The organism is Brevibacillus centrosporus, assembly GCF_046622605.1.
Taxonomy (GTDB): Bacteria; Bacillota; Bacilli; order Brevibacillales; family Brevibacillaceae; genus Brevibacillus; species Brevibacillus centrosporus.
Genome location: NZ_CP176856.1, coordinates 3,905,127 through 3,918,802 on the forward strand (window position 1 = coordinate 3,905,127; position 13,676 = coordinate 3,918,802).

General features: G+C 47.3%; 16 protein-coding genes. 5 read left to right on the plus strand and 11 right to left on the minus strand.

All coding sequences use genetic code 11. The features are described from left to right. The first annotated feature begins 110 nt into the window (after positions 1-110). Positions 111-749: a YhcN/YlaJ family sporulation lipoprotein gene (locus ACLIN2_RS19690; RefSeq protein ID WP_400587200.1), complete on the plus strand. Its 639-nt coding sequence runs from the start codon at positions 111-113 to the stop codon at positions 747-749. A gap of 79 nt (positions 750-828) precedes the next feature. Here the strand turns inward: ACLIN2_RS19690 and speD are convergent, their stop codons facing one another. From speD to ACLIN2_RS19710, 4 genes are all read right to left on the minus strand, one after another. Beyond that, entirely contained in the window at positions 829-1,233 is a 405-nt protein-coding gene (gene speD / locus ACLIN2_RS19695) for an adenosylmethionine decarboxylase (RefSeq protein WP_092267713.1), read from the minus strand. Between the two features lie 244 nt (positions 1,234-1,477). Next, positions 1,478-2,074, minus strand: a complete 597-nt coding sequence (locus ACLIN2_RS19700; RefSeq protein ID WP_092267712.1) for a hypothetical protein — start codon at positions 2,072-2,074, stop codon at positions 1,478-1,480. A 347-nt stretch (positions 2,075-2,421) separates the two neighbouring features. Beyond that, complete coding sequence (locus tag ACLIN2_RS19705) at positions 2,422-2,928, minus strand: DUF4446 family protein (protein ID WP_092267711.1); 507 nt, start codon at positions 2,926-2,928, stop codon at positions 2,422-2,424. A gap of 257 nt (positions 2,929-3,185) precedes the next feature. Beyond that, positions 3,186-3,785 carry a hypothetical protein gene (locus tag ACLIN2_RS19710; protein WP_411501894.1) on the minus strand — a complete coding sequence of 200 codons (600 nt, stop codon included), beginning with the start codon at positions 3,783-3,785 and terminating at the stop codon, positions 3,186-3,188. A gap of 225 nt (positions 3,786-4,010) precedes the next feature. On the opposite strand from ACLIN2_RS19710, the gene ACLIN2_RS19715 reads away from it, so the two are divergent. Continuing rightward, positions 4,011-4,646, plus strand: coding sequence for a YktB family protein (locus ACLIN2_RS19715; RefSeq protein WP_411501895.1), 636 nt, complete (start codon positions 4,011-4,013; stop codon positions 4,644-4,646). Between the two features lie 109 nt (positions 4,647-4,755). Here ACLIN2_RS19715 and ACLIN2_RS19720 read toward each other — a convergent pair whose 3' ends face one another. After that, positions 4,756-5,721, minus strand: coding sequence for an NAD(P)H-dependent flavin oxidoreductase (locus ACLIN2_RS19720; RefSeq protein ID WP_411501896.1), 966 nt, complete (start codon positions 5,719-5,721; stop codon positions 4,756-4,758). Positions 5,722-5,885: 164 nt separating this feature from the next. On the opposite strand from ACLIN2_RS19720, the gene ACLIN2_RS19725 reads away from it, so the two are divergent. Beyond that, the gene (locus ACLIN2_RS19725) at positions 5,886-7,358 is read left to right on the plus strand and encodes an aminotransferase class I/II-fold pyridoxal phosphate-dependent enzyme (protein ID WP_092267707.1); all 1,473 of its coding nucleotides are present in this window, start codon (positions 5,886-5,888) and stop codon (positions 7,356-7,358) included. A gap of 141 nt (positions 7,359-7,499) precedes the next feature. Here the strand turns inward: ACLIN2_RS19725 and ACLIN2_RS19730 are convergent, their stop codons facing one another. The 5 genes from ACLIN2_RS19730 to ACLIN2_RS19750 all read right to left on the minus strand — a co-directional run bounded on the left by ACLIN2_RS19730 (position 7,500) and on the right by ACLIN2_RS19750 (position 11,860). Then, positions 7,500-9,650, minus strand: a complete 2,151-nt coding sequence (locus ACLIN2_RS19730; protein ID WP_411501897.1) for a hypothetical protein — start codon at positions 9,648-9,650, stop codon at positions 7,500-7,502. A 108-nt stretch (positions 9,651-9,758) separates the two neighbouring features. Further along, positions 9,759-9,884, minus strand: a complete 126-nt coding sequence (locus tag ACLIN2_RS19735; RefSeq protein ID WP_092267705.1) for a GapA-binding peptide SR1P — start codon at positions 9,882-9,884, stop codon at positions 9,759-9,761. Positions 9,885-10,020: 136 nt separating this feature from the next. Further along, positions 10,021-10,830 (minus strand): alpha/beta hydrolase, encoded by an 810-nt coding sequence (locus tag ACLIN2_RS19740; protein WP_411501898.1) that lies wholly within the window; start codon positions 10,828-10,830, stop codon positions 10,021-10,023. 99 nt (positions 10,831-10,929) lie between these two features. Further along, positions 10,930-11,229 carry a DUF3055 domain-containing protein gene (locus ACLIN2_RS19745; protein ID WP_092267703.1) on the minus strand — a complete coding sequence of 100 codons (300 nt, stop codon included), beginning with the start codon at positions 11,227-11,229 and terminating at the stop codon, positions 10,930-10,932. A 106-nt stretch (positions 11,230-11,335) separates the two neighbouring features. After that, on the minus strand, positions 11,336-11,860 hold the full coding sequence (locus ACLIN2_RS19750; RefSeq protein ID WP_092267702.1) for a MarR family winged helix-turn-helix transcriptional regulator: 525 nt from the start codon (positions 11,858-11,860) through the stop codon (positions 11,336-11,338). Positions 11,861-12,042: 182 nt separating this feature from the next. Here ACLIN2_RS19750 and ACLIN2_RS19755 point away from each other — a divergent pair, with 182 nt between their 5' ends. Then, positions 12,043-12,471: a DUF1885 family protein gene (locus ACLIN2_RS19755; RefSeq protein WP_092267701.1), complete on the plus strand. Its 429-nt coding sequence runs from the start codon at positions 12,043-12,045 to the stop codon at positions 12,469-12,471. A gap of 127 nt (positions 12,472-12,598) precedes the next feature. Next, positions 12,599-13,237: a glycoside hydrolase family 73 protein gene (locus ACLIN2_RS19760; RefSeq protein ID WP_092267700.1), complete on the plus strand. Its 639-nt coding sequence runs from the start codon at positions 12,599-12,601 to the stop codon at positions 13,235-13,237. A gap of 55 nt (positions 13,238-13,292) precedes the next feature. Here ACLIN2_RS19760 and ACLIN2_RS19765 read toward each other — a convergent pair whose 3' ends face one another. Further along, the gene (locus tag ACLIN2_RS19765; protein ID WP_092267699.1) at positions 13,293-13,655 is read right to left on the minus strand and encodes a DUF4912 domain-containing protein; all 363 of its coding nucleotides are present in this window, start codon (positions 13,653-13,655) and stop codon (positions 13,293-13,295) included. Between the last annotated feature and the right edge of the window lie 21 nt (positions 13,656-13,676).

The window sequence follows — 13,676 nt, forward strand, 5'->3', positions numbered from 1 at the left end:
TCATATTAGCAGTTCGTGAAACTCGGCACAATGGGGAGTTTTTTACGGGAATCCCTTCCTGAGTAGAGATTATTGATTTCGTCATACTAAGGAAAGGAGGTGGGTTCCCCATGGATAAAAAATGGTCAATTGCCATTGCAGGTGTACTGGCACTATCGTCTCTGACTGGCTGCGCAAGCTCCAACTCAAGCAAAGGGACACCGAATACGGGTACGCACACGCAAAACACAGCGTATCAGCGGCCAGCGGATATGCGTAACAGTCTTGCTCACGGCAACAATGCCTATACACAAAATACAAACGCCTACCATTACCGAAATGGTTATACGGCAAACGGTTTTGACCAAAACAAAGCGGAACAGCTCACTCGAGTGGCAGACGACGTCCCTGGCGTAGACCGAGCTACTGTCGTCTGCAATGGAAAAGATGCTGTCATCGGCATTCGTGTGAGAGACAACATGGCTCACGAGCAGCGAAAAGTCATCGAACAGCAGGTTCATTCCGCAGCTCGCTCGGTATCTCCTAACATGAACATCCGGGTAACGACAGAGCCGGCGATGTTCACACGGATACGCGGGATTAACGAATCCATCTATCGGGAAGCTTCAGAGCGTACCCATCCTGCAGCTCCTAACCATACAATGGTCCCGGGCAACAATTTGGTCACTCATCCCGTTCGCACAGCGGCTGAGGATTTCGGTGTATTGCTCAAGGACTTGGGTCAAACCATTACCGCTCCCTTCCGGTAAGGAATCTCCATTCATCCCATCAGCCTTTCACGTAAAAGAGGTGCGGAATCCATCCGCACCTCTTGAATACTTACATTTGTTACTTGCTTGCCACTTCAGCCAGTTTCATTTCTGGCTCAACTACTTGCAGTTCACCTGTACCGCGAACGAGCTTCTTCGCGTAGGTTTTCTCCGGCTTCAGCACGGATACCAAGTAATCGATGGCAACTTGTGGATCTACCGTCTCACCGCACGTGTAGCAATCCAGAGCCGCAAATCCACGCTCAGGATACGTGTGAATGGACAGGTGGCTTTCCGAGAGAAGAACCAGCACGGTAGCACCTTGAGGAGAAAACTGCTTAGCTTGCACGCTTAGTACCGTAGCACCGCATGCCTCAGCAGCTTCAATCATTTCTTTTTTCAAAAATTCTGCGTCGTTCAACAAGTCAAACTGAACTCCCCATGTGTCAACAGCAACGTGTCTTCCGAAAGTCGAGTATTCCATCTTTCGGTTCCCCCTTCCTAGCAGTGTGTAATGTTAAACATCGCTAGGACCTGCGTCATTCACTAACGGGGGCGGTTTCCCTCTTGTTATCCACCCTTTAAAGTGAATCCTGGTTCCTAATCCTGTTTCCAACGAAAACAACAATACCACGCTTCTGCCTAATTTGACAATACCCTATTTCGATAAATTACAGGAAAATAAAAAACGGGCGCATCTGCACCCATTTTTGGCGTTCATTCAACATTTAGACTTCCAGTTCAAACAGACGTTTTGACAACGAGGCTAATCGGCAATCAATCGCAGTAAGCTTTTCGGGGGCATTGCTACTTGCCCAATTACGCAGATCCAGCCATCGGTCCGTCTCTTGATATAAGGACTCAATCTCCCGTTCGCTGCCATCTTGCTGGAACAAGCTCTCCAGCTCATTGGCCACGCTCGGCGAGGTATTTTCAAAGATGGACATTTCCTCGTCACCGGAAACCTCGTGAATGCTCACGACTGATCCTTGGTCATAGTGGTACACCACTGTGAAGCCATCGTAAATCCGGTGAACAATTCCATAGCCTCGGAATGTTTTCATCGCTTTTCGCATGGCATTAGCAAGCCCAAAATCTCGTATCAGATATGAACTGTCGCACTGAAAACGATTGCCAGATCTGGTGAAACTCAGTTGAATTTCGCCGTTTTTGTCTGTCAGAATAACATCCCGATCCCCATTGTCACAAACTTTGACATCGACTGAAATGTGTTCATTGGTGAAGAGCGAGACGAATTGGTTCAGCTCTTCTTCATTCACCGTAAAATAGGCCTTGGCGTAGTTAGTCGCTAAACGCTGTGCCATAATATCTCCTCAATTCTTTTGGTTTGCATGGGCCAAAGATCGACCGAACAATCATCCGAATCAAAGGAGTTACGCTAAGTGTCAACGAAGGAACGCTGTAGAACCTGGCCTTGCCCCGCGAATCGAAAATCGATTTGGGTAATGAAGGCGGATCACCTACTTTTTGTATTTACGAAAAAACCATCCTTGACATCTTTTATTATACAATAAGCGACTAAAAAAGTCTTGAGCGAAAAGGTGATGAATTTTCGCAAAAAAGCTGAATTTTGTATGTTTAGACGCCAATAATCGAAAAGAACTCTCTGATTCATTCATATGCTTCCCATTTCAGAGAAATTCGGAATGGTTTATGCCCCCACAGGCGGATTCATCGCTTTTTTTATAACTGCTTGTTCTTCTTCTGAAAGCGAGTACACAGAGGTGCCTGCTTCCAACGGCTTCGCGTATACACGCGACTCCTCGCGCCCGAAAATACTCGTGATCACGACTCCGTTTTGTGCATCATCGAGGATCGCCATCGAGAAACTCAGATCGCTCCCCACATCCCCAAACGCGTTGTAGCGAATCACGGCAACATTTCCATTTTGTGCAGAAAGTCTCTGTGACAGACGATTGATCATGAACTGCTGATCATTGTGCTGCTTTTTCACTTCGTCCACGAGATCGAGCAATCGATGCATCCCTTCCTCCAGATTCGCTCCACCTACTCCAGTCATGAGCCTGTTGATTGATTTGCGAAGTCGACTGACACGGACCGATTGCATGATGCATACAAAGAGCAACACGACATTCAGCGCAATGACGGCCAAGAGCAGGATCCCGACATTCGGGATTTGTGATAGGAATGGTTCCATGAAACATTTTCTTCCTTTCTGGTGCATAGGGTGCCAAAATCCTTTTCTATTGTAACGCCGTATCGCCTGTCATTCAAACATAGTCTGCCGAAATTCACGAATTGCTAACACGTTTCTTCCTCGCTGCACCCATGGAATGAGCAGGGAGATCGCTTTTGAACCAAAAAAAGCGACACCCTCGTCTGCGAGATGTCGCTTTTTTCATTCCCTATGCCTATTTGTCAAACGCATCGTTCGCCCTTTATCCTCCAGTCTACCTACGCTTCCAGCAGCAGCATTTCCCGGCGGAGCTGTTTCAAGCGTTCTTTGGATTGTTTCACCTGGCCTTTGTCTTCTGCTTTCAGAGCATCATACAAAGTCGCAAGCTCATAATCCAGCTCCAGGCGCAATACAGGAATTCTTTCTTCGGAGTCACGTCGCTTCAAGGCGGCAATCACCTGATCCATCGTCACATTGCAAGATTTTTCGAAGATCACTTTTTTCTCAGCTCCTTTTATTTCCACTATTCTGACGGCTTCACCGTACCGGATGTGCTTCATCAGGACACTGTCTTCCAAGCGGATTCTGATGATGGCATGCCCCTTTGCTTTCTCCACAAAGTGGTTCAAAATCTTAGCCACTCGTGAGTCCGACATGGGGATGCCTGTTAGCTGCAGCTTGTAAGAACCGCTTATCCGCTGCATTTTCCAGTTCGATTTACCGTCTGTGGTGTTCACGAGGAGGTGAAACTGCTCGGGAGATTCTTTCCACGTGACGCTCACCCCTGCTTCCACCAGGGCCTGCACCAGCGCGTGTAACGTCTTACGATCAAACCAGACAGCCAGATCGTAATATTCCAACTCAATGCCGAGACTCATCAGGGCCCCTCCCATTAACAGAATACTCAGACTAAATTTTTGCTGTAAGGGAGTGAGTGGTATATCATATTATTCAGGCGACGGTTTTGCTATTCATATCCCGGCATGTATTTTTTTCCTTCGTGGTATGATATCATATGGAGGATTCCAAGCTCCCTTGACAGGGACGTTCGCCCTTTTCTTACGTGGCGTGCGATGAAGCTTACCTAAGAGGTGTTCGCCCGAATGTCGACAATTACAGCTTTTCAGCAAGAAGATTTTGATGTTTTTGCCATTGATGGCCTTGATCAGCGGATGGAAGCAATCAAAGGCATCATTCGTCCGAAATTGGAAGCACTGGGTCAGCATTTTGCCCCGGCTTTATCCGTTGCTACCGGATCTGAGATGTTTTTTCATGTGGCCAAGCATGCACGGAGAACCGTGAATCCCCCCGTTGATACATGGGTTGCTTGGGCAGCTGATAAACGCGGATACAAAAAGCACCCACACTTTCAAGTTGGCTTGTGGGGTACACATTTGTTTGTCTGGTATGCGGTCATATACGAAGCTCCTGCAAAAGAGGAAATAAGTCGTGCCTTGCATGCGCATCTCGATGACATTCTGGCGTTCGTTCCCGATGATTTCCACTGGTCACCCGATCACACAAAGCCTGACAGTGCACCGCAGTCAACCCTCGGCAAGGAAGGTGTCAAAAAGCTGGTGGACAGGCTGGCAGAGGTCAAAAAAGCCGAGCTGCTTTGCGGCATTACCATTGATCGCCATGATCCTGTGCTTGCTGACAAAGATGCTTTGCTCGCTCGCTTGGAAGCGGCCTTCACTGTCTTAACCAAGCTTTACAACCTCAGTCTTTCCCGTGCATAAACCGCCTCCCGATATGTTTTGTTAAGTTATATATGCAAAAGAACAGGTCCGCTTTCTTTCGAAAAGCAAGTGCCTGTTCTTTTGTTTTTCCCTGAAAAAACGGCGTGACTTAGCGACTGTTGTACGCTTGCAGACGCTCCATACGCTGATCCAGATCTTTAAACATCCGTTCAAATAATTCCTGGACATAAGGTACATCCTGAATGAGACCAATGACTTGCCCCGCCCATCCGAAGCCTTTTTGATCATCGCCTTCATAAATAAAACGACAGTTGTTCTGACCGCTGATGAATGGCTTCAGCTGCTCGTAGCCTGCTCCTTCTCTTTCCAGCTCTAAAATGTTGTCAGAGCCTGCAGTGCGAACAACTCTAGCTGGTGCGCCCAAGGTTCTTTTGATGACGGCAGTATCTTGTTCCGTCCCTTTGAGCAATGCTTCCTTGTACGCTGCATGGGCATGCACACACTCCTTGGTTGCAATGAAGCGAGTTCCCATCTCAACCCCATCCGCCCCTAGAGCTAGCGCAGCCAAAATGCCGCGTCCATCCCCAATGCCGCCACTGGCGAGGACAGGAATACTTACCGAGTCAGCTACACGAGGGATCAGAACAAATGTACCGATGTCATCCCTGCCGAGATGTCCGCCGCCTTCTTGGCCAACTGCCATCACTGCATCCGCCCCGATCGACTCTGCTTTTTGCGCTTGCCGAACGGATGCAACCAGCACCAGCTTTTTGATATCGTGTCCATCGAGCTTTCGGATGAGCGGTTCCGGGTTGCCCCCCGTAACGGAAATGACTTTGACGCCTTCTTCTATCGCCACGTCCACATACGGCTCGTAGGATTGATTGTATTGGCCGATCGCAAAGTTTACACCGAATGGTCGGTCTGTCATGGTTCGCACTTTGCGGATTTCTTCTCGCAGCGCCTCAGCTGATGGGAGCGACATGGCGGTAATTTGTCCCAATCCACCTGCATTTGACACAGCTGCAGCCAATTCTGCGTATGCTAAATAGGCCAATCCACCTTGAACCACCGGATAGTTGATCTGTAGCAATTCACTTACTCTTGTTTTCATCTTTTCACCCCATTACGATACAACTTCTCGAAAATGTGAGCAAACTCCTGCTGGACTTGGGGATTATGAATAAAAATTCGCTTGCTTTCCCCCCCTTTTTTGCTATACTCAATTTGTTTGTTTTTTCCCCTTTTATTCTTTATTTGTAAAGTGAGGCGATCGTAGTGAGACAAATGAAAACTCCTTTGTTCAGCGGGTTGTTGGAGCACGCCAACCGGAACCCGATTCAATTTCACATTCCGGGCCATAAGAAGGGTATGGGCATGCATCCGGCATTTCGCGAGTTCATCGGGGAGAACGCTCTCTCGATAGACCTCATCAATATCGCGCCACTGGATGACCTGCATCATCCCAAGGCGATGATCAAGGAAGCACAGGAACTGGCAGCCGAGGCGTTTGGCGCTGACCATACCTTTTTTTCCGTACAGGGGACGAGCGGTGCGATCATGGCAATGATTATGGCTACCTGCAGCCCTGGAGACAAAATTATCGTTCCGCGGAACGTGCATAAATCTGTCATGTCAGCGATTATTTTTGCAGGAGCCTTTCCGATCTTCATTCATCCTGCGATGGACGAGCGCTTGGGCATTTCCCACGGGATCACAGTGAAAGCCGTGCAAAAAGCACTGGAAACCCACCCGGACGCAGCTGCCCTGCTGGTAATCAACCCGACCTATTTTGGGATCGCTGGTGATTTGCGCGAGATCGTGCGGACTGCGCATAATTACGAAATCCCAGTACTTGTTGATGAAGCACATGGTGTGCATATTCATTTCCACGAGGAGCTGCCGATCTCCGCGATGCAAGCCGGCGCCGATATGGCTGCAACGAGCGTGCACAAGCTGGGCGGTTCCTTGACACAAACATCGATCCTGAACGTACGGGAAGGACTCGTCGATGTCGATCGTGTCAAAACGGTCATGAGTATGCTGACAACGACTTCCACTTCTTATATTTTCTTGGCTTCCCTCGATATGGCTCGTCAGCATCTCGCATTGAACGGACACTTGCTGACAGAACAAGCCATGAAGCTGGCGAATAAAGCACGTGATAGGATCAATGACATTCCGCGCATCTATTGTGTAGGGAAGGAAATTCTCGGCAAGCCCGCTACCTTCGCGATGGATCCGACCAAGCTGCTGATTCACGTTCGCGATCTGGGCATCACTGGCTGGGAAGTCGAAAACTGGCTGCGTGCAAAATACAACATTGAAGTGGAAATGAGCGACCTGTACAACATCCTTTGCTTTGTAACGGCAGGTGACACAGAGGAATCGATTCAGACCCTGGTAAACGCCCTGCGCGATTTGTCTGTTGAATTCGCCCATGTTCAAGCAGAGGATATGCCAACCATCTCCTTGCCGAATATCCCGATTCTGTCTACAACGCCGCGTGAAGCATTCTATGCGCCGACAGAAACCATCCCGCTTGTGGAAGCCGCAGGAAGAGTCATTACCGAATTCATCATGGTATATCCTCCAGGGATTCCGATCTTCCTGCCTGGGGAAGTTATCTCCGAAGAGAACATCGCCTACATTCAGGAAAACATTCGTGTCGGACTGCCTGTACAAGGTCCTGAGGATGAAACACTGAAGACGATTAAAGTCGTGAAGCGTCAAACGGCGATTTCGGGTTAACGTCACCATTTAGTTGAAGATAATGAAGCAAGAAGCTGTTGCCATTAAAGGCAGCAGCTCTTGTTTTTCTGTCGATTGAATGGAAAATCGAACAATAAAAAACAGGTAGTAAGGGAAAGTATCCACTTACTACCTGTTTTTTTACTTATAGACCCGAACGTTGATTTCGTTAAGGTCAGTGCTAACAAACAAATCAGCGAAATTGTCCATATCCTTAAAGGCATCAGACAAGGACATGGTCTTTTCATTGCTCGTTCCTGGGTAGAATACAAATACAAAATTGTCAAAACCAGCTTCGTTCATTTTTTCAGAGAGTGTTCCATCGCTCATCAAACCCAAAATGCCATATTCCTTGTAATCCCCTGGCTCAGGTTCTGGATCAGGATTGGAAGGTTCTTCTCCGTCATCATCATCTCTTGGATCTGAAATAGCCATCGTATATACGTATGGATCATCGTCACGTTTGTCGATCCATACCAAACGGTTGCCGCCGATTGTCGCTTCCTCTACTTCCGCTTCATCGTCCCAAGAATAATCGCTGTAAGAGCCGTCTTCCACATCGTACAGTTCAAAATAGAAAGTCTTGCTGTTTGGAGAGAGGCGGTTGTCCTCAAAAAGCATCATATTTCGTGAGGTTTGTGGATTGATCTGATCTCGATCATTGTATCGAAGCAAAGAGGCTGTCTTGCCACGGTCAATATCGTAGGAGTAGATATCCCAAGATGGTTTTGTAGTGTCTGTGTACTCGCTCCACACTACAAAATTATCTCCCAGCTTTGCTTCCTTTACTTGAACATTTTTACGGATTTGTGTATCGTCTTCTTCGTCGATGTCATACAAGTAGACGCTGGCTTTATTCGAGCTTTCTTCCTGTACCCATGTGACAAAGTTGCCATAGAGGTCAATGCTCAATGGGTCCTTTTTCAATGTCGTGATCTCGGTGTCTTTCCCGGAATCAAGGTTGGTTACATTCAGTTCAGGTCGGCCATCCATATTCACCCACAACAAATTGTCTCCATCAAGTTTATACAACTTTTCATCTGGAAGCTGATCGTCATCTTCGTCTGTTACTTGTTTCGTAGTACCTTTAGCGATGTTGTAAGAGAAGAGAGCATCTTCGCTGTCATCGTACCACACTACATAGTGATTGCTGACAAGTGGCCGAGAAGGTGAAGCATCCACTTTTGTAATCGATTTGGAAGTCCCTTTTTCTACATCATACAGAATGACGGAGTCGCTTCTGTTGCCTTCGGATATATAAACCACGTACTGATCATGCGCAGCAGGTTGACTAGGTTCACCAGAGACCTCTCCCAGAGGAATCGATTCTTTTTCGTCAATATCGTAGAGGTTCAAACGGATCTTCGAATCTTTGTCCTTTTTCGCATACAAAACATAATCATCATAGATACGCGGCTGCAGTTTATCGTAAATGGAGCTTGCTGCTTTTCGTTTACCTGTTTTGGTAGCTTCACCGAAGTATAGATCTCCATTATCAATCACTACAAAATCTGTGTCAAAAATATGCGGCAAGGATTTGTTGCTGGAATCATCTGTCAGCTTGATTGTTTTGCTTTTTGCAATGTCATAAGAGCTGACTTGATTATACTCCCCGCTTTGATCTTCGAAAATGATGACATCCTCAGAGATAGACGGGTTTACCTGATCCCCTTTTGCTGTTACAGCGGCTTTTTCCGCTTTGGTTTTCAGATTGTAGGTGTAAATATCGTAGTTGCCATTGCGCTCATCTTGCCATGCAACGTATGTATCGCCCACAGAAGGATTGCTGGCTTCACCGCTATTTGTGATCTGCTCCACATCACCGGAAGTTATGTTGTACAGGTAGATGTCCGTTCCTTTGTCACTCTTGTCGTCCCATACGATGTTTTTTCCAGAGATCTCGAGCTGCGTCACTTTGGACCCACTCGAAACCAACGATTCTTTCTTCTTGGAAACGTCGTACATGTACACGTCTGTTCCACCATCGCGAGAGTCAATCCAAACGACGTAATTTCCATCTACACGTGGGCTTGTCTTGGCAGAAGATTTGTTGCCAATTTGCGTTTCTGAATTGTCATCCAAATCATATAAAGTGATGGTTTTTTCTCCTTCAACCATCCACACGGCATAGTCAGCTGAAATGTCAAAACCTGCTTTATCAACCTCAGGCTGGCTCACGTCAATTTTGACTTCTTCGCCAAGTCTGCTGCTGGCAAATGCCGGTGACGCGCTCCACAGAGAGGTGACCAGTAAAGCCGCGGCCATCAACCCCTGTACGGGTCTACGCTTCATGAAACTATTCCTCCTCTTGCAACGATTTTCACTCTTCTCTATTATCCCCCATGAGGAGTAGGATGTCAAAAAAAACAGGCCTTGCGCAGTGGGCCTGTAGTCGGTAAACTATTCTCTTTCTTGTTTTTCACTGTGCCCGCAATCGCAGCTGCATACCGCATAAAGCGTTTTCACCGAGTTGCATTCAAAGTGCTCGATGATGGTTCCGCAAGTCTGACATACAATTGTTCCCATCTATATTCCCCTCCGCTGTCACACTGCCGAAAGCAGCATGAGTGATGGTCATATCCTCGATAATGTGATGTTATATACATCTTAATATGACACACCATTAGGAGTCAATACGGTAATTTAACACATCTTTTGTCGATTAGTATGTCACATTTAATTTTGCTATTTGCTCCATCCATGCTTCCATCTGCTCCATGATCTGTTCTTTCTCGGGCTCGTTCAGCACTTCGTGACGCAGGCCAGAAAAGCGATGAAACGAATTTGGAGCACGCAAGCCGCCCGTAAAGCGTTCGATCGCATCTGCATTGATGATGGCGTCATCCCCTGCCTGCAGGACAAGAACAGGCACGTTGATGTGATCTCTATCCGCCCAAGCACTTTCCATGGCTCGCAGCAATTCTTGAAACCATCTGACACTTACTTTGGGATAGTTCAATGGATCTGTTACATAGGCTGCCTGAACGGATAAATCTCTGGAGACCATGTCCGCCTTCACCCCGTTTGGCATCGCCAACGTCGGCATGAATTGATCCAGCATGCGAGCAAGCTGCGCCTTCCAAGCAGGAACCTGCAGCTTCAGTTCAAGACATGGAGAAGTCAGAATTAGGCCTGTGAGCCCATCAGCGTCCCCCTTCATTTGAACATATCTTGTGGCTACAAGTCCTCCCAAGCTATGCCCCAATAGGTATAATGGCTGCCCGGCAGGAGTCGCACTGCGAGCTTTTGTCATCCAATCCTCGACAGCCTCTATGTATTGCTGAAAGGACTCGATATGTCCTCTCCTGCCAGCAGACCTTCCCCATCCAGGCAAGTCACCGGTGAAGACACTCCATCCCCGTTCGTTGAAAAAAGCAGCCACATGCTCGTATCGACCATAGTGCTCTCCCGTCCCATGGATCAGTACCATTGATCCTTTTTGAGCGGGGACCAGCCATTGATGACTGTTCATTTGTCTCTCCCCTGTCCACTTGATCTTTTTGTTTCCCTTCATTGCCATGATACCTGATCTACATTAAAAACGAGCAGAAGAAAGTCTTCTGCTCGTTTGCTAGTACTGATTTTCTTCAAAAGGGATAGTAGGTAGGTACTCTTGGAAAAATTGAGCGAGGGTTTCCGCTTCGCTTTCAGAATCGAGCCGGAAAATCTTTTGCAGATATCCAGGATTTACGACATCCTCTGAACCGAGAAGGGTAGATTGCCCCGTCTGCATACAGATCACCAATGGCTTTCCATAAAACTTGTTCGTAAACACAATCCCAAAATCATGGCGAGTTCCTTCCGAGACCAATCCTAGAAAACGTACATTGGCGTTCTCCGACTCCTCGTACAAGTGGTCGTAGTGCTCCATCAGCAATCCCTCCTCATCTGAAGTTTGGCCCCGAATATTAATTATGTAAATATTCGGAGTATTAATAAGTATACGCGAAAACCCACCTTTTTGCCACACCTGCTCCTTAACTGATCAAGTGCTTGGAATTCGGAATGCGATCTTCGCCTTCCTGAATCCAGCGAACCTTTTCTGCCCCGTGCAAGGATTGCGCGACAAAGGAAAGACATTCAAAGAATAACTCTACTACCGCTGTACTGTAGCGTTCCTCCATTTTCTCCAATGCATACGTCAAACGAAAAATAGATGGCACGCTTCTACGGCTGGCTTCGATGACCGATTTTCCTTTTTCCGTTGGATAAACATGGACAACACGACCATCCAACTCCGACTTTTCGATCGTCACCATCCCTTTTTCCATCAACTTCTTGATATGAATCACAATTGATGAAGGATGCCAGAAGGTCCAGTCGGCAATTTGTGTAACGCGTACGCCTTCGTAGCAATAGATGATCCAAAGGATGTTTAATTGCACGGAGGAATCCAGCTCCGCTTCCTTCGCTGCTCGCTCCCAGTCCTCTTTATTCACCACGTCGATGGCGCGCATAGTGTTAAGCGCTTCAAATACGTTTCTAATTGAGACCTCCTGCATAGGGACTATTCCTCCATGTGATTCTTTATCTTTCATGCATTCCAATATAAACAGTAATTATATTTTACACTTTTCAGAAAAGACGCGCAATTATTTTTACTTAAGAATTGGCGCATTGTCAAAGAGTGGAAGCAATGCTAAACTAAACGCAGACATTCTCGGTACTAGGAGTGAGTGCAATCGTGAAACTTCAATCGGCCTACATTTATTTCGTAGAAGGATCTACTGCTACGCACGCGGATATTGAGGACGTGAAAGCAAAGTTTACTCGATATGTCGACATGACAACCAAAACAGGCCAGCAGCTCGGCTGGTCATATGCCGAGGCCGCCTTTCCTTATACCCTGGAGGAACGAGCGGAGGGCAAAGGCTCCTGGTTCCTGCTCAAAGGAAAAGACCCGAACATGTACAAAGCGATTGTCGTCGGGATCGGCTCCACTGAAGTAAACGGGCAAGAGATGCACTACATTCAAATCTCACTACCGGATTCAGCTACGCACGGGGACAAAAATAAAGCCAATGAGTACTGCCGTTATCTGGCCAAGGATTACAAGGCTGAACTGCATTTGTTCAACAAACGAATTCAGTATTTTCAACCGCGAAAACCATAGCACAACCACCAAACAGCTGAGTCAATCGGCTGTTTTTTCTTTTTTGTATCTCCCTTGCCAGTACTTTTCCATAAGGTAGTAAGAAAAGAGAACCTTTACTCGTCAAACAAGAGAGGTGAGGTGACTTATGGAAGCGCAGGAATTCATTAATCTGGTGGCTGGTTCCGCCAGGCAAACGTACTTGACGCATCATGTCCTCCCTTCCATTACCATTGCGCAGGCGATCCTGGAATCGGGATGGGGGAAAAAGGTGCCGATCGATTCGACGACAGGCAGATCCTCCTATAACTTATTTGGCATCAAAGGGACTGGAACAGCAGGCTCTGTTAATGTCGTTACCAAAGAAGAGGTAAACGGGAAGATCGTCACGCAAACCGCGCAATTCAAGGCCTATTACAACTACCAGCAGTCTCTGGACGATCATGCCGACTTTTTGCAAAAACCTTTGTACAAAAAAGTAATCATGGCTGCAACCCCCGAGGAAGCCGCAGAAGCGCTTCAGAAAGCCGGCTATGCCACTGACTCTAAATATGCAGAAAAGCTAACCACCCTCGTCCGGACATACGATCTGAGCCAATACGACCAGTTTGCTCCCGAAGAGCCCTCCGGCTATCCAGCCTGGAAAGTCGACCTGGGAACGCGGGCTCTAAAGGAAGGCCTGCTCACTTCCCCTGAATGGCTAAGCAAGCTGGATGAGCCGATGCCTGTTTGGGCCGTACTCGCTGTAGCCCTTCGCTTGCTCGATAAACAGCGGCAAATGCCTTGAGCAACACAAAAAGACCCTCTTTTCAGAGGGTCTTCCTTATTCATGAGCACGTTGATCAAATCATTTGAGATCGCGATAGTGAAAAAAACCTTCCATCAACCATTCGAATGCCCAAATCAACACAATATTCCAATCCTTGCGTAACTCCGTAAAGAATCCACTCGGACGAACGGTGGTTGATATCAAAATCAGTGTAAAGGTCAGTTCCGTCATCGCGGATCTCTTTGCGGTCAGTCACATCGAAAAGGCGTAAGACAAAGGGCAGTTCAGCAAAAGGGATGGCAAATTTCTTTTCCACTTCCTGCTCAAACTCCTTCGTCATGTTCCACTCTGCCTGGATAGAATGATCATCCTTCCAGGCGATGCGTATACTCGGGCCTTCTACGTCTGTGGATGATCGCGGGGGATTTGTCTCCATTCGCTCCCATCGTTCCTTTCT